This is a genomic window from Kitasatospora sp. NPDC097691, assembly GCF_040302665.1.
Taxonomy (GTDB): Bacteria; Actinomycetota; Actinomycetes; order Streptomycetales; family Streptomycetaceae; genus Kitasatospora.
This window is the reverse complement of record NZ_JBEORY010000099.1, coordinates 1-15,849: the sequence shown is the minus strand read 5'-3', so window position 1 is coordinate 15,849 and position 15,849 is coordinate 1. Positions and strand designations below refer to the sequence as shown.

Sequence of the window (15,849 nt, the reverse complement as noted above, 5' to 3'; positions counted from 1 at the left end):
GGCCGCCTCCTGGGCCAGCTCGGCCCGCAGCTCCTCGGTGGCCACACCGGAGACGGCCAGCTCGACCGCCGTCACCGGGTACTTGGCGAGCCGGAAGACCCGGTCGATGTTGCCGCCCGCCGCGGTGATCCGGGAGGTCAGCGCGGAGACGGCGGCGGCGGTCAGCGGGTGGCCGAGCACCGTGACGTGCGAACGGCCCTCGCGGCGCGGCCGGTTGTCGCCGATGCCGGAGAGGATCTCGGCCTGGAGCTTCTGCTCGTCGGCCCAGCGGTGGACGGTGGCCCGCAGCCCGCCCTCGGCGCCGGGCGCGGCGGGCGGGGTGACCAGGGCGCACAGCGTGATGCGGCCACGGGTCACGACCTGCTCGATGTCGATGACGTCGACGCCGAAGCCGGCCAGCGTCGCGAAGAGGCCGGCGGTGATGCCGGGACGGTCCTTGCCGAACACCTTGACGAGCAGGGTGCGCTCGTCCGCGGTCCGGGGCTGGGCGGCGGGGAGGGGCTCAGCGGCCAGGGGCGATGCGTTCATGGTGTGTCCCACGCTACCCGTCGGCCGGTGGCCCGAGGGCACCCGTCCCACCTCGCGGGACGCCGCGGGTGCGCGCTCCGGTAGCAGCCTGGTCACAGTCGCCCGGCCCGACTTTCATCGGCGGTCGGCGGGCTGGAATGATTCCCCCCGTCAGTCATCAGGAACATCGCACCCCCGGCGGGGGGCCAAATTCGGGGGAACCGAGAGAGCGGGGCAGGCGCGCAGTGCCGCAACTCGTCATTGAGATCAACGGACAGCAGCGGACTCTGGAGCCCGGGCGGTCCTACACCATCGGGCGCAACCCGCAGTCGGACTTCCCGTTCGACGACGCCAGGGTCTCCTGGCACCACGGGACCATCAGCTTCAACGGCAGCGGTTGGCAGCTGGACGACCACGGCAGCACCAACGGCACGTACGTGGCCGGTGCCCGCACCATGCAGGCCCAGCTGTTCCCCGGAGCCGTCGTCAACCTGGGCAACCCGGAGAACGGCCCCCGGCTCGGTTTCTCCGCGCCCGCGCAGGCCGCCGCCCCGCACGCCACCCCGATGCACGAGGCCGCCACCGCCCGCGGCCCGGTGCCGCAGCCGCAGCAGCCGGCCTGGCAGCAGCAGGACCCGTACCAGCAGCCGCAGCAGCAGCAGGCCTGGGCCGGTCAGCCGCAGGCCCAGCAGCCCTTCCCGCAGCAGCAGTACGCGCCGCCGGCCCAGCAGCAGGGCGCCTTCCCGCAGCAGCAGGGCTTCCCGCAGGACCAGGGCTTCCCGCAGGACCAGGGCTTCACGCCGCCGCCGCAGCACGGTGGCGACGGTCCGCAGCCGACGATGATCCGCCGGCTGGCCGACATGACGCGCACGCTGCGCATCGGCCGTGCGCTCGACAACGACATCGTGGTCTCGGACCTCCAGGTCTCCCGCCACCACGCCGAGCTGCGCCAACTGCCGGACGGCCGCTGGGAGATCGTCGACCTCGGCAGCCACAACGGCATCTTCCTCAACGGCCAGCGGGTCCAGCGTCAGCTGATGGGTGCGCAGGACCGCCTGACCGTCGGCCACTCCACCTTCACCCTGGTCGGCGACCAGCTGCAGGAGTTCGTCGACACCGGCGCCGTCTCCTTCTCCGCCCGCCACCTGACCGTCGAGGTCGAGCACAAGGGCGCCAAGAAGATCCTGCTCAACGACGTCAGCTTCGGCGTCCCGGAGAAGTCCCTGGTCGCCGTCATCGGCCCGTCCGGCTCCGGCAAGTCCACCCTGCTGCGCGCCCTCACCGGCTACCGCCCGGCCGATCGCGGCGAGGTGCTGTACGACGGGCGCAACCTCTACAAGCAGTTCGCCGAACTCCGCTCGCGCATCGGCCTGGTGCCGCAGTCCGAGATCCTGCACCGCGAGCTCACCGTCCGGAAGGGCCTCAAGTACGCGGCCCGGCTGCGCTTCCCCGGCGACACCGAGGCCCGCGAGCGCGACGCCCGGATCGACGAGGTGCTGTACGAGCTGCGCCTGGACAAGCGCGCCGACAACAAGATCACCGCGCTCTCCGGCGGCCAGCAGAAGCGCGTCTCGGTCGCCCTGGAGCTGCTCACCAAGCCGTCGCTGATCTTCCTGGACGAGCCCACCTCGGGCCTCGACCCGGGCATGGACCGCGAGGTCATGCAGATGCTGCGCGGCCTCGCCGACGACGGCCGCACCATCCTGGTCGTCACCCACTCGGTGGCCGAACTCGCGCTCTGCGACCGGCTGCTGGTGATGGCGCCGGGCGGCTCGGTGGCCTACTTCGGCCCGCCGGACGAGGCGCTGCACTTCTTCGGCTACGAGACCTGGGCGGACGTCTTCCAGGCGTTCGAGAACTACCCGGACCACGACTGGGCCGGCCGCTACCGCGGTTCGGTGCACTACCAGCAGTACTCCGCCCCGACCGTCGAGGCGGGCGAGGTGCAGCACGTCCAGGTCGCCCAGGAGGCCGTCAAGCCGCCGAAGCCGCAGAGCTGGGGCTCCCAGCTGTGGACCCTGATGCGGCGCTACATGTCGGTGCTCGCCTCGGACCGCGGCTTCCTCGCCCTGTCGGTGCTGCTGCCCGCGGTCATCGGCGCGGTCAGCGTGCTGATCCCCAACACACCGGGGCTCGCGCCGAACCCGAAGTCGCAGCTGGGACTGAACAGCGGAGCCGCGACGATCCTCCTGATCCTGGCGATCGGGGCCTGCTTCTCCGGCGCCGCCAACTCCGTTCGAGAACTGATCAAGGAACGGGCGATCTACGAACGGGAACGGGCCACCGGGCTCTCCCGGTCGGCGTACATGATGTCCAAGATCATCGTGCTGGGCTTCTTCAGCGTGATCCAGGGTGCCATCATCTCCGCCGTCGGCTTCCTGCCGCGCAAGCTCCCCGAGCACGGCCTGATCGTCAAGAACCTGCCGATCATCGAGATGACCATCGGCATGATCCTGCTGAGCTTCGCCGCGATGATGTTCGGCCTGATGATCTCCGCGCTGGTGAAGACCGCCGAGAAGACCATGCCGCTGCTGGTCATGTTCGCCATCGTCCAGGTCGTCTTCACCGGCTGCCTCTTCCAGATCTTCGGCAAGCCCGGTCTGGAGCAGGTCGCCTGGCTGATGCCGGCCCGCTGGGGCACCGGCATGGTCTCCACCACGCTCGACCTGTCCAAGCTCATGGGCCCCTGGAACAAGGACTTCCAGCACCCGGACTACGACCCGCTGTGGAAGCACGCGGTGGCCCAGTGGGCGATCGACGCGGGCGTGCTGATCGTGATCTCGGTCCTCATCGGCATCCTCGTCACCCGGCTCCAGCGCCGGCACGAGCCCGAGGTCATGCAGAAGGGCTGAGCCCGGAGGGGCCGAGCCCGTCCTGAACCGCCGAGGGGCGGCCCTCCCGAACGGGAGGGCCGCCCCTCCGCCGTTCGTCCCTCCGCCGTTCGCCCGTCCGCTCCGTTCGCCCGTCCGCTCCGCTGACCGCCCGGCGCCGGACCGGAGGACCGCGGGCGCCGGCCCGAACCGCGGGACCGGCTCCGGTCGGGCCCAGCGGCCTAGGTCCCCGGACCTGCGTCCGCCCCGGCCGCAGGCGGACGCGACCGCCCCGGCCGCGGCGGTAGTTTGGCGGTATGCCCAGCACCACCGGAGACCACCCGGCCCACCAGGGCCCGCTGCCCGCCTGCGACCCCTGCCTGTCCGGGATCGAGGCCGTCAGCCAGGCGCTGCTCGCCATGAGCCGACACCTGGAGGTCCGCGAGGTGCTGCGCCGCATCACCGCCTCCGCCCGGGAACTGCTCGGCGCCGAGTACGCGGCCCTGGGCGTGCCCGACGACCACGGCGGCTTCGCCCAGTTCGTGGTCGACGGCGTCACCGACGAGCAGTGGCGGGCGATCGGCCCGCTGCCGCGCCAGCACGGCGTGCTCGCCGCGATGCTGCACGAGACCGGCCCGATCCGCCTCGCCGACGTCCGCCGGGCGCCCTCCTTCGGCGGCTGGCCCTCCGCCCACCCCGAGATGGACGCCTTCCTCGGCATGCCGATCCTGGACACCGACGCGGCCGAGGACGAACCGCAGGTGCTGGGCGTCGTCTTCCTCGCCAACAAGCGCGGCGGCGGCCTCTTCACCGACCACGACGAGGAACTGCTGCGGATCCTCGCCGCCCACGCCGCGCTCGCCCTGTCCAACGCCCGGCTGTACGAGCGCAGCCGCGAACTGACCCTGGCCGGCGAGCGCGCCCGGATCGCGCACGACCTGCACGACGCCGTCTCGCAGAAGCTCTTCTCGCTGCGCCTCACCGCGAAGGCCGCCGCCAAGCTCGTCGACCGAGACCCGGCCCGGGCCCGCGCCGAACTCGCCGAGGTCGCCCGGCTGGCCGCCGAGGCCGCCGACGAACTGCGGGCCGTCGTCGTGGAGTTGCGCCCCGCCGCGCTGGAGGAGGACGGGCTGAGCGCCACCCTCGCCTCCCAGGTGCAGCTCCTCGACCGGGCGCACACCGCCGACGTCGCCTTCGCCGCCGACGGCGTCCGCGCCCTGCCGCCCGCCCAGGAGGCCGCCCTGCTGCGGGTCGCCCAGGAGGCGCTGCACAACGCGCTGCGGCACTCCGGCGCCGGGCGGGTCACCGTCACCCTGGCGGGGACGCCCGCGCGCGGTGCCGTGCTGCGGGTGCGCGACGACGGGCGCGGCTTCGACCCCGAGTCCGTCCGTCGGGCCGGCCGCCACCTCGGCCTGGCCTCGATGCGCGACCGTGCGGCCGCCGTCGGCGGCACGCTCACCCTGGAGTCGGCCCCCGGCCGGGGGACGCTCGTCGAGATGGAGGTCCCCGGTGCCTGAGATCACACCGTCGATCCGCGTCCTGCTGGTCGACGACCACCAGGTGGTCCGGCGCGGGCTGCGCACCTTCCTGGAGGTCCAGGACGACATCGAGGTGGTCGGGGAGGCCGCCGACGGGGCGGAGGGCGTCGAGCGGGCCCGCGCACTCGACCCCGACGTGGTCCTGATGGACCTCAAGATGCCCGGCGTCGACGGGATCGAGGCGCTGCGCACCCTCAAGGGCGAGGGCAGCCGGGCCCGGATCCTGATCGTCACCAGCTTCACCGAGCACCGCACGATGGTCCCCGCGCTGCGGGCCGGCGCCGCCGGGTACGTCTACAAGGACGTGGACCCGGAGGCGCTGGCCGGGGCGATCCGCTCGGTGCACGCCGGCCACGTGCTGCTCCAGCCGGAGCTGGCCGAGGCCCTGCTCTCCGACGACGGTCCGCGCGCGCCGCAGGGCCGCGGCGGCACCCTCACCGAACGCGAGCGCGAGGTGCTCGGCCACATCGCCGACGGCCGCTCCAACCGGGAGATCGCGCGCAGCCTCCACCTGTCGGAGAAGACGGTGAAGACCCACGTCTCCAACATCCTGATGAAGCTGGACCTCGCGGACCGCACCCAGGCCGCGCTCTGGGCCGTCCGCAACGGCGAGACCCGGGACGCGGCCCCGGGAACCTGATGAGCTGTCAGTGGGGTGTGCGAGGGTGGGCGCTGACACCGCATCGAGGGGGGCGCCACGGGGGAGCCGCGCACGGTCTACGGGCCGGTGCCGCGGAGCTCGTCGCCCGGCTGGGCGCCGTGCCCCGGGTGGGCGCCGTCAAGGCCGCCAGGACCCTCGTGCGGGCCACCGGGCCGCCGGTCGTGGCCGAGGACGTGCACCGGCTCACCGAGGCCGGGGTGCTCCGGTCCGACGGCGAGTTCAAGGGCCACCCGACGTACGGCGCCGAGTCCCTGCTCGCGTTGCCGGCCGCCGTGGTCGAGGAGGCGGTGACCGACCGGCTGCGCCGGGCCGAGGCCACGGCCGAAGCCGCCGCCCAGGCGCTGCGGGTCCGGCTGGCGCAGAGCCCGTCGCCGGCGGAGGCGGCCGAGGAGCTGGGCTGGTCCGCCCGCCGCCTGGCCCTGGCCGAGGCGGACCCGTGGCGCTGACACCGCGGGCCCGCCCCGGTGGCGCCCACCGTCGGACGGGCCGGCGTCCGGTGCACGCGGGGGGTCGGATTCCGGCCAGGTACGGGGGCCGTCCCGCGAGCCCTCAGCGGGCCTCGCGCTCGTCCACCAAGGCGTTGTAGGCGGCCACCTGGGCCCGTCGGGCGGTGCGCCGCAGCGGCGCCAGGACGGACTGCCGCGCGGCCATCTCGGATGCGCTGACGGCCGCGCCGTGGCCCCCGGAGGCGATCGACAGCAGGGCGGACACCTGCCGGGCCGACTCCAGCACGCGCACGGCACGCGGCGGGTAGCCGGGCGCCAGCAGCTCGGCGTTCCCGCGCCGGCGGTACGCCTCCAGGGCGCGCAGCGCCTCCGGCCCGGCGCCGGCCACGTCGAGCCGGGTGAGCAGCACGGTCGCCTCGCGCAGCCCGTCCGCCAGCTCGCGCTCGGCCTCGTGCAGCGACGGCACGTCCGCCGGCGGTGTGTCGTTCACCTCGGAGCAGCGCCACAGCACGGTCGCGGAACGGTCCCCCGGCGGGCCGAACACCTCGACCTCCGGCACCAGCCCGAGCGGCGCCCCCACCGCCAGGACGGCCTCGCCCGCGGCCATGGCGCGCTCGTTGAACGGCGCGGGGCCGGTCAGCCCCAGCGGGTGCCCGGCCGAGGGCAGCGCGAGGCGCAGGCCCTTCACCCCCAGCACCCGCAGCCGGCCCAGCGCCCAGGTCAGCCCGTGCTGCTCGCCCGGCTCGTCGCCGGGCAGCCCGGTCACCCGGTGGCTCTCGTCGGCGCCCAGCACGGCCGCGGCGGCGTTGTCGGGCGGCACCAGGCCCGCGATCAGGGCGTTGCCCCAGGCGGCCAGTCGCCCCGAACGGGGCTCTTCGTACGGATTGTCGGCAGGAGTCGCGAGCATCCGGCCAGCCTACGGAATCGGCGGTCATCCGCGTGGCGTAGGTTTGCCCATGCGTGTGCGGCGCACCCACCCGTGCCCACCGGCTGCCGGAGTCGGCGTGCCGCCCGCACCGACGGCCGAGAATCTTGTTTTTGGGGAAGGCGTAGGCATGAGCGACGTGCTGGAGCTGGTGGACGTATCCGTGGTCCGGGAGGGGCGCGCGCTGGTCGACCAGGTCTCGTGGTCCATCTCCGAGGGTGAGCGCTGGGTCATCCTGGGCCCGAACGGCGCCGGCAAGACCACCCTGCTGCAGATCGCCTCCTCGTACCTGTTCCCGACCTCGGGCAAGGTCACCGTGCTGGGCGAGAAGCTGGGCGAGATCGACGTCTTCGAGCTGCGCTCCCGGATCGGCCTGGCCGGCGCCGCCATGTTCGACAAGCTGCCGGCCGAGCAGACCGTCCTGCAGACCGTGCTCACCGCCGCCTACGGGATGACGGTGAGCTGGCAGGAGAGCTACGAGCAGTCGGACGAGTCCCGCGCCCTCGCGCTGCTCGACCGCCTCGGCATGGCCGGCCTCACCGGCCGCAAGTTCGGCACCCTCTCCGAGGGCGAGCGCAAGCGCACCCTGATCGCCCGCGCCCTGATGACCGACCCCGAGCTGCTGCTGCTCGACGAGCCGGCCGCCGGCCTGGACCTCGGCGGGCGCGAGGACCTGGTCCGCCGGCTCGGCGCGCTCGCCCAGGACGAGTTCGCCCCGGCGATGGCGATGGTCACCCACCACGTCGAGGAGATCGCCCCGGGCTTCACCCACGTCCTGATGATCCGCCAGGGCAAGGTGCTCACGGCCGGCCCGATCGACACCGAGCTGACCGCCCGTAACCTCTCCAAGTGCTTCGGCCTGCCGCTCACCCTGGAGCGCCACGGCGACCGCTGGTCGGCCCAGGGCCTGCCGCTGGGCTGAGGCCCCGTCCGCCGCTCCTCCGCCCCCCGCTCCGCCCCCGCTCCGCCCCCGCTCCGCACGTCCCGCGCAAGGCCGCCGGAACCGGTCGCACGTGCGACCGGTTTCCGCCCCTCGACCTGCGGGAACTGTCCGCCTCGAAGGCCTTCGCTCCCTAGGATGGACGTGTGGACAGCTGGATCTGGTGGCTCCTGGCCGCCGCAGGGCTCGGCATACCGCTGGTTCTCACCGCGATGCCGGAGTTCGCCATGTTCGCGGTCGGAGCGCTGGCCGCCGCCGGCGTGGCCGGGCTGGGCGGGGGAGTGGTCCTGGAGACCGTGACCTTCCTCGTGGTCTCGGTCGCGCTCGTGGTCTTCGTCCGCCCGATCGCCTACCGGCAGTTGCAGAAGGGCCCGCAGATCAAGATGGGCATCGAGGCGCTGCACGGCGCCACCGCGGTCGTCGCGGAAACCGTCGACGGGGAGGGCGGCCGGATCAAGCTGAACGGCGAGATCTGGTCGGCCCGTGCGCTCCACCCGGACCAGGTGTACCAGCCCGGGCAGCAGGTCGACGTCGTCGAAATCCAGGGCGCGACCGCCCTGGTCGTCTAGGGGAGAGTCCGTGGAACCCGTCCTTATCGTCCTGGTCGTCCTGGTCGTGGTGGCCTTCATCGCGCTGATCAAGACGATCCAGGTCATCCCACAGGCCAGCGCGGCGATCGTGGAGCGCTTCGGCCGCTACACCCGGACGCTCAACGCCGGACTGAACATCGTCGTCCCGTTCATCGACCGCGTCCGCAACCGGATCGACCTCCGCGAGCAGGTCGTCCCGTTCCCGCCGCAGCCGGTGATCACCCAGGACAACCTGGTCGTCAACATCGACACCGTCATCTACTACCAGGTCACCGACCCCCGCGCGGCCACCTACGAGGTCGCCAGCTACATCCAGGCGATCGAGCAGCTGACCGTCACCACGCTGCGCAACATCATCGGCTCGATGGACCTGGAGTCCACCCTGACCTCCCGCGAGGTCATCAACGCCGGTCTGCGCGGCGTCCTGGACGAGGCCACCGGCAAGTGGGGCATCCGGGTCAACCGCGTCGAGCTGAAGGCGATCGAGCCGCCGACCTCCATCCAGGACTCGATGGAGAAGCAGATGCGCGCCGACCGGGACAAGCGCGCCGCGATCCTCACCGCCGAGGGCCAGCGCCAGGCGCAGATCCTCAAGGCCGAGGGTGAGAAGCAGGCGGACGTCCTCCGGGCCGAGGGTGAGGCGCAGGCCGCGGTGCTGCGCGCCGACGGTGAGGCGGCCGCGATCCGGACGGTCTTCGAAGCCATCCACGACGGCGACGCCGACCAGAAGCTGCTCGCCTACCAGTACCTGCAGACCCTGCCCGAGCTGGCCAAGGGCGACTCCAACAAGCTCTGGATCATCCCCAGCGAGGTCGGCGACGCGCTCAAGGGCCTCGGCGGCGCCTTCAACGGCCTGACCGGCAACGGCGGCGGGGTCAACGGCGGCGCCGTCGCGGTGCCGAGCGTCCCGAAGCCGGCCCCGGCCACCCAGGTGCCGATCGACCCGGCGTCCGGGCCGCGGCCGGTGGACACCGACAAGGGCGCCGCCCGTCCCCGGGTGGACCCGACCCGGGAGTTCCCCAAGATCGACCCGGAGTGAGCCGGCCTGGACTGAACCGGCCTGGAATGAGCCGAGCCGGAGTGGACCGAGCCGGAGTGAGCCGAGCCGGAGTGGACCGAGCCGGAGTGGACCGGCCTGGAGCGAGTGGTTGAACCGTGCTCCGTCGAGGGCCCGCCGCCGTACGTCTTCCGTACGGCGGCGGGCCCTCGGGGCTTTCGCGGTGCCGTTCGCGGCGGTGTGGTGTGCGTCCCGAATGGTGGGCGGGCCTGGTCGGTCGGGCGGGCGGTCCGGCATGATCCCCTCGGACAGGACCGAGAGGAGGAGTGACCCATGACGTTCTGGGAGGCGATCGCCGTCCTGGTGGCCGGGGTCGGCGCCGGGATGATCAATGTGATCGTCGGGTCCGGCACCCTGATCACCTTCCCCGTCCTGCTCGCCGTCGGGATCCCGCCGGTCACCGCCAACGTCTCCAACTCCTTCGGCCTGGTCCCCGGTTCGCTCAGCGGCGTGATCGGCTACCGCCGCGAACTCGCCGACCAGGGGCGCCGGGTGCTGCGCCTGGGAACCGCCTCACTGCTCGGCGGGCTGCTCGGCGCGCTGCTGCTGATCAAGCTGCCGAGCGCGGCCTTCGACGCGATCGTCCCGGTGCTGATCCTGCTCGCGCTCGTCCTGGTGGTGATCCAGCCCCGGGTGGCCAAGGCCGTCGCCGCCCGCCGCCGGCCGGGCGGCGACCCGGACGGCGGCCCGGCGCTGCTGGCCGGGGTGTTCCTCACCGGCATCTACGGCGGCTATTTCGGCGCCGCGCAGGGCGTCCTGCTGATGGCGCTGATGGGCATGCTGCTGCAGGAGGACCTGCAGCGGATCAACGGGGTGAAGAACGCCCTGGCGATGATCGTCAACGCCGTCGCCGCGCTGTTCTTCCTGTTCACCTCGACCGTGAACTGGGCGGCGGCCGGGCTGATCGCGGTGGGTTCGCTGGTCGGCGGTCTGGTCGGCGCCAAGGTCGGCCGCCGCCTGTCGCCGGCCGTGCTGCGCGGGGTGATCGTGGTGGTCGGCCTCGCGGCGGTCACCAAGCTGCTGACGGCGTGAACGGCCGCCAGGCCATGAGGCCGTGAGGCCATCAGGCCATACGGATGTCGGATCAAACGAGAGTCACAGGAGTAGGCCATGGCCCTGGAGATGCGTGAGACCTGCGAGCGCTGCGCGGTGTCGCTGACCGCCGACGGCGCTGCCTCGATATGTTCCTACGAGTGCACCTTCTGCCCGGAATGCACCGAGGCCATGGCCGGCACCTGCCCCAACTGCGGCGGCGAGCTGGTGGCCCGTCCGCGTCGGAAGGCCGCCTGACCCCGGCACCCCGGAGAACCCCGGGCCCCCAGAGCACCGACGACCGAGCAGGAGCGCAGCGATGAGCAGCAGGGCACGGCTGAGCGAGGACGAGATCACGGCGGCCCTGGCGGCGCTGCCGCAGTGGACCCGCGAGGGGGACGGCATCGTCCGCAGCGCCGACGCCCCGGACTTCCCCGCGGGGATCCGGGTGGTCGTCGCCGTCGCCGAACAGGCCGAGGCACTCGACCACCACCCCGACATCGACATCCGCTGGCGCACCCTGCGCTTCGTCCTGTCCACCCACAGCGCCGGCGGCCTCACCGGCCTGGACTTCACCCTGGCCGCCCGCATCGACGAGGCACTGCGCGCCGAGTCCGCGGCCTGATTCCGTCGGGCCGGCCGGCGGGAACGTACGCCGAGGGCCCGGGTCGTCCCTCCGGACGGGCGTGAGATGCTGACTGCCGCAATCGGCAGGCAGGCGGGCGGAGGGACGGAACGGATGGCGCAGGAGCCCTTCGGAGACGCCCACGCCGGGCAGCAGCCGTGGCACCCCCAGGGACAGTCGGGCCAGGGACAGCAGGCCCAGGGCCAGCCGGACTGGCAGGGCGGCGGGTACTACGAGCAGCAGGCACATGAGCAGGCGCACTGGCAGCAGTACGACCAGGCCGGCTACGGGCAGGCGGGTTACGACCAGGGCGGGCACGGGCAGGCCGGTTATGACCAGGGCGGCCACGGGCAGGCCGGCTACGACCAGGGCGGCCACGGGCAGGCCGGCTACGACCCGAGCGGGTACGCGCAGAGCGGCTACGGGCAGACCGGGTACGTCGAGGGCGGTTACGTCCAGGGGCAGCACGGCGGCCAGGAGCCGTACCAGCCGTACCAGCCGCTCCCGGAGCACGCGCAGCAGTACGCCCCGTACGCCGCCGCGCAGCAGCACGCCGGGGAGGGGCTGTACGTCCCGGCGGGAGCGGACTACTCGGCGGACGGCTACGTGCACGTCGAGGAGCCCGGGCCGGAGCCCGCGCCGGCCGGGCCGGAGAAGGCCTCGGGGAGGACCGCGGAGGAAGCCCCGAAGCCCGCGGCCGGGGCCAGGTCCGCCGCGCGGTCCCGGTCGGCCTCCCGCCGGGGTGGTGACGGCGGTTCCGGCTCCGGTTCCGGGCCCGCGTCCGGTTCGGCGTCCGGCTCCTCGCTGTCGGCCAAGGCCCGGAAGGCCGCCGACGCGGTGCTGACCGGGGAGCACGTGCCCAGCCGCAAGGCCCTGTTGGTGCGGGCCGGCGCCGGCGTGGCCGCGCTGGGGGTGCTGGTCACGGCCGGTCTGATGGTCGGTGCGGAAGGCGGCGGCAGTGCGGCCGCCAGCAGTGGCGGCGAGACCGGGTTCACCGTGGCGCACTCCCGGGCGTGGTCCGCGCAGCCCGTCGCGGCCGGGCAGCCCGCGGGTGACGACACCCTGGTCGGCAGCTGGCTGATGGCGGACGCGGTGGTCCGGGCCGACGGCTCCGGGGTGCACGCGTACGACCGCGCGGGCGGCAAGCCGACCTGGTCGGTGGAGCCGCCGGCCGCCGGGGCCGTCCCGTGCGGGCTGTCGGCGGGCGTGAACCAGGCTGGCCTGGGCGCGGTGCTGTTCCGTCCGCAGGCGGACCCGAAGAGCCCCTGCACGCTGGTGGCCGCCGTGGACACCAAGACGGGCAAGACGGCCTGGACCAAGACCCTTGCGGACACCAAGGGCGCCTACTCCGCACGGGTCGGCGTCACCGAGGACAAGGTGGTCGCGATCGGCGACGACCACGTGGTGGCCTGGGAGTCGGCGGACGGCAAGGACGTCTGGCAGTACACCGGGCAGGGCAAGTTCTGCACCCTCTCCGGCGGCGTCAGCGGCAAGACCGTGCTGGTGGCCTCCTCCTGCGCCGACTCGACGCCCGCTGACCAGGCCGTTTCGCTGAACATCGCGGACGGCAAGGTCGGCTGGTGGCGAGGCCTGAACAACCAGCCGAAGACGGTGACCGTGCTGTCCGCGGAGCCGGCCGTGGTCCTCACCACCGGCGACAAGCCGGAGAACGACCGGGTGTTCGCCTGGGGCGCCGCCGGCGACCCGGCCGCCGAGATCCCGGTGGTCACGGACGGCGGCCGGCTGGACGTCGCCCGCGGCGCCTTCGCGGCCACTCCCGAGGTGTTCTTCGAGGGCCGCACCATGGTCACCACCCTGACCCCGGCGAACGGCGGCGGGCCGGTGGCCGCGGTCGGCTACGACCTGGAGACCGGCAAGCAGCGCTGGAAGGTCCCGGCGTCCGCCAAGGGCACCGTCCGGGCGGTCGGCATCGACGGCGGCTCGCTGGTGATCGCCGCCGACGAGCGCCGTGACCAGCCCGCCCACCTCACCCGGTTCCCGCTGGCGGGCGGCGAGGAGGCGACCGGCGGCAACTTCCCGCCCGGGACCGGCTCGCTGCTGATCTCCGGGCGGGTGCTGATCGGCGGTGGGCAGGTGGTCGTGGTGCCCGAGCACTCGGCCAACTACGGCACGGCGGCCGGGTACCAGGCGAAGGGCTGAGGCCACTCCCCGGTTCCCGGCCGGGTGGCTACGCCGCCGGGACGGGCAGGCCCGGCACCGGCGGCAGCCAGTCGGCGAGCTCCCGCGCCTCCGAGCCGCGCAGACCGAGCGCCAGCATCAGGCTGGCCTGCGGGGTCGGCACGAACGGGCGCCGCAGCAGTTTCATCCCGGCCTGCTCCGGCGTCCGGTCCGCCTTGAGCTGGTTGTCCTCCGCGCAGGCGGCCACGGTGTTCAGCCAACTGTCCGCTCCACCCCGCGACTTGGGGTGCAGGTGGTCCACCGTGGTGGCTCGCCGGCCGCAGTACGCGCACAGGTGCTGGTCCCGGGCCAGGACACCCCGCCGCGACCACGGAGCCTGTTGTCGGAACGGCACCCGTACGTACCGTTGCAGTCTGATCACCCTCGGGACCGGGACGGCGACACCCGTCCCCCGGATCGAGCGCAGCGGATGCGCCTGCTCCACCACCGCCTTGTCCTGGAGCACCAGGACGACGGCGCGCTGGAGCGACACCGTCGTCAGGGGCTCGTAGCTCGCATTCAGAACCAGCGTGTTGCGCACTCGGCACACCCTTCCCGCGGGCGTGCCACGGCGGCACGACCGTCTCCACACACGTCACTGCCGCCGCACGGCGGTGACACCACTCTGAACGGGCCCGCAGCCGACGAACAACGGAATTTCCGGTATCGCGGAGGGGCCCGGGGGAGTGGGGTGCCGAAGCCGCGAGGGTGCCGCGGAGAAAACGAGGGGGTGCCTCGGGGAAAACTCGCTGGCCGGAACCGCGTAGGCTCTATCAGGCTGGAGTCGTACCGACCCGGGGCCCGACCGAACCGGGCCGCAAACGGGCGGACGCCCGACAGAAGGAGAAGCGTGACCGTGACGGACATCGTCGACGAGCTGCGGTGGCGTGGGCTGATCGCCCTGTCCACCGACGAGGACGCACTGCGCAAGGCGTTCGCGGACGGCCCGGTCACGTTCTATTGCGGCTTCGACCCGACGGCCCCCAGCCTGCACCTCGGCAACCTGGTGCAGATCCTCACGATGCGCCGCATCCAGCAGGCGGGGAACCTCCCGCTCGGCCTGGTCGGCGGCGCCACCGGCCTGATCGGGGACCCGAAGCCCACCGCCGAGCGCGTGCTCAACGACCCCGAGACGGTGGCCGGCTGGGTGGAGCGCCTGCGCGGCCAGATCTCCCGCTTCCTCGACTTCGAGGGCCCGTACGCGGCGCGCATGGTCAACAACCTGGACTGGACGTCCGGGATGTCGGCGATCAGCCTGCTGCGCGACGTGGGCAAGTACTTCCGGGTCAACAACATGATCGCGAAGGAGGCCGTCGCCCGACGGCTCAACTCCGACGCGGGCATCAGCTACACCGAGTTCAGCTACCAGATCCTGCAGGGCATGGACTACCTGGAGCTGAACCGCCGCTACGGCTGCAGCCTGCAGACCGGTGGCAGCGACCAGTGGGGCAACCTGACCGCCGGCACGGACCTGATCCGCAAGGCCGACGGCAAGTCCGTCCACGCGCTGGCCACGCCGCTGATCGTCAAGGCCGACGGCACCAAGTTCGGCAAGACCGAGTCCGGCACGGTCTGGCTCGACCCCGAGCTGACCACCCCGTACGCCTTCTACCAGTTCTGGCTGAACGCGGACGACCGGGACGTCTCCAACTTCCTGCGGATCTTCAGCTTCCGCTCGAAGGAGGAGATCGAGGAGCTGGAGCGCGAGACCAGCGAGCGCCCCGCCGCCCGTCTCGCCCAGCGCGCCCTCGCCGAGGAGCTCACCACCCTCGTCCACGGCGCCGAGCAGTACGAGCGCGCGGTCGCCGCGTCCAAGGCGCTGTTCGGCCAGGGCGACCTCGCCGACCTGGAGGCCCCGACCCTGGCGGCCGCCCTGGCCGAGGTGCCGAAGGCCGAGGTCTCCGAACTCCAGCCGGTGGTCGACCTGTTGGTCGCCGTCGGACTGGCGCCGAGTCGTTCGGCCGCGCGCCGGACGATCAAGGAGGGCGGTGCCTACCTCAACAACGTCAAGGTGACGGACGAGGAGGCGGTGCCGACCGAGGCCGACCTGCTGCACGGCCGGTGGCTGGTGCTGCGGCGCGGCAAGCGCAACCTGGCGGCGGCGGAGCTGGTCTCCGCCGGCTGACCGGCCGTATGCCGGCCGACCGACTCGGCTGGCTGAAAGCGCACCCGCTCTGAGCTGCGACTTCGAGCGTCGAGGGCCGGATCTGGACAGATCCGGCCCTCGACGTTTGACGATGTCGTCCAGGTGGCCTAGTGTTGAACGAGTCGCTGGAGCGGCCACCCCGTTCGGCAAGACTCACTCTCACTCCTCGTAACCCATTCACATGGGTCAGTTGGCGTTTTCGTCAACAAGGTGTGAGCGTGAATTTCGAGTGACACTCGGAATGCGCTAACGTGGTGGATGTCGCGAAAGTGACCCCGGCCAGTTCGGGAAATCGGATAAATGAAACTCCGGAAAACGGAGCGGAAAACATCTGGTAAGCTGGAAACACGAAAGAACGAAGCCCGGAGGGTCCGCTGGAAGGCGGTCCGAAGGA

At 72.7% G+C, this 15,849-nt stretch carries 15 protein-coding genes; 12 read left to right on the top strand and 3 right to left on the bottom strand.

Annotated features, from left to right (window positions below):
- The coding region (locus tag ABTY56_RS37845) for an ACT domain-containing protein (protein ID WP_350634233.1) at nucleotides 1-528 on the bottom strand (528 nt) is incomplete at its 3' end.
- A 224-nt stretch (nucleotides 529-752) separates the two neighbouring features.
- Here ABTY56_RS37845 and ABTY56_RS37840 point away from each other — a divergent pair.
- From ABTY56_RS37840 to ABTY56_RS37825, 4 genes are all read left to right on the top strand, one after another.
- Nucleotides 753-3,359 carry an FHA domain-containing protein gene (locus tag ABTY56_RS37840; protein ID WP_350634232.1) on the top strand — a complete coding sequence of 869 codons (2,607 nt, stop codon included), beginning with the start codon at nucleotides 753-755 and terminating at the stop codon, nucleotides 3,357-3,359.
- A gap of 377 nt (nucleotides 3,360-3,736) precedes the next feature.
- Entirely contained in the window at nucleotides 3,737-4,834 is a 1,098-nt protein-coding gene (locus ABTY56_RS37835; protein WP_350634236.1) for a GAF domain-containing sensor histidine kinase, read from the top strand.
- Between the two features lies 1 nt (nucleotide 4,835).
- On the top strand, nucleotides 4,836-5,495 hold the full coding sequence (locus ABTY56_RS37830; RefSeq protein WP_350634235.1) for a response regulator: 660 nt from the start codon (nucleotides 4,836-4,838) through the stop codon (nucleotides 5,493-5,495).
- A 119-nt stretch (nucleotides 5,496-5,614) separates the two neighbouring features.
- Entirely contained in the window at nucleotides 5,615-5,962 is a 348-nt protein-coding gene (locus ABTY56_RS37825) for a hypothetical protein (protein ID WP_350634231.1), read from the top strand.
- Between the two features lie 103 nt (nucleotides 5,963-6,065).
- Here ABTY56_RS37825 and ABTY56_RS37820 read toward each other — a convergent pair whose 3' ends face one another.
- Entirely contained in the window at nucleotides 6,066-6,869 is an 804-nt protein-coding gene (locus ABTY56_RS37820) for an Rv1486c family protein (RefSeq protein ID WP_350634230.1), read from the bottom strand.
- A 148-nt stretch (nucleotides 6,870-7,017) separates the two neighbouring features.
- Here ABTY56_RS37820 and ABTY56_RS37815 point away from each other — a divergent pair, with 148 nt between their 5' ends.
- The 7 genes from ABTY56_RS37815 to ABTY56_RS37785 all read left to right on the top strand — a co-directional run bounded on the left by ABTY56_RS37815 (nucleotide 7,018) and on the right by ABTY56_RS37785 (nucleotide 13,291).
- Nucleotides 7,018-7,809 (top strand): ABC transporter ATP-binding protein, encoded by a 792-nt coding sequence (locus ABTY56_RS37815; RefSeq protein ID WP_350525255.1) that lies wholly within the window; start codon nucleotides 7,018-7,020, stop codon nucleotides 7,807-7,809.
- Nucleotides 7,810-7,973: 164 nt separating this feature from the next.
- The gene (locus ABTY56_RS37810; protein WP_350634229.1) at nucleotides 7,974-8,396 is read left to right on the top strand and encodes an NfeD family protein; all 423 of its coding nucleotides are present in this window, start codon (nucleotides 7,974-7,976) and stop codon (nucleotides 8,394-8,396) included.
- A gap of 10 nt (nucleotides 8,397-8,406) precedes the next feature.
- Nucleotides 8,407-9,456: an SPFH domain-containing protein gene (locus ABTY56_RS37805; RefSeq protein WP_350634228.1), complete on the top strand. Its 1,050-nt coding sequence runs from the start codon at nucleotides 8,407-8,409 to the stop codon at nucleotides 9,454-9,456.
- Between the two features lie 291 nt (nucleotides 9,457-9,747).
- On the top strand, nucleotides 9,748-10,506 hold the full coding sequence (locus ABTY56_RS37800) for a sulfite exporter TauE/SafE family protein (RefSeq protein ID WP_350634227.1): 759 nt from the start codon (nucleotides 9,748-9,750) through the stop codon (nucleotides 10,504-10,506).
- Between the two features lie 78 nt (nucleotides 10,507-10,584).
- A complete protein-coding gene (locus ABTY56_RS37795; RefSeq protein ID WP_350634226.1) occupies nucleotides 10,585-10,764 on the top strand; it encodes a DUF1272 domain-containing protein in 180 nt (59 codons plus the stop codon).
- Nucleotides 10,765-10,825: 61 nt separating this feature from the next.
- Complete coding sequence (locus tag ABTY56_RS37790) at nucleotides 10,826-11,131, top strand: 4a-hydroxytetrahydrobiopterin dehydratase (protein ID WP_350634225.1); 306 nt, start codon at nucleotides 10,826-10,828, stop codon at nucleotides 11,129-11,131.
- A 114-nt stretch (nucleotides 11,132-11,245) separates the two neighbouring features.
- On the top strand, nucleotides 11,246-13,291 hold the full coding sequence (locus ABTY56_RS37785; RefSeq protein WP_350634224.1) for an outer membrane protein assembly factor BamB family protein: 2,046 nt from the start codon (nucleotides 11,246-11,248) through the stop codon (nucleotides 13,289-13,291).
- Nucleotides 13,292-13,319: 28 nt separating this feature from the next.
- On the opposite strand, the gene ABTY56_RS37780 is transcribed toward ABTY56_RS37785, so the two are convergent.
- Complete coding sequence (locus ABTY56_RS37780; RefSeq protein ID WP_350634223.1) at nucleotides 13,320-13,850, bottom strand: HNH endonuclease; 531 nt, start codon at nucleotides 13,848-13,850, stop codon at nucleotides 13,320-13,322.
- Nucleotides 13,851-14,165: 315 nt separating this feature from the next.
- Here ABTY56_RS37780 and tyrS point away from each other — a divergent pair, with 315 nt between their 5' ends.
- The gene (tyrS, locus tag ABTY56_RS37775; protein WP_350634234.1) at nucleotides 14,166-15,434 is read left to right on the top strand and encodes a tyrosine--tRNA ligase; all 1,269 of its coding nucleotides are present in this window, start codon (nucleotides 14,166-14,168) and stop codon (nucleotides 15,432-15,434) included.
- Nucleotides 15,435-15,849: the final 415 nt, after the last annotated feature.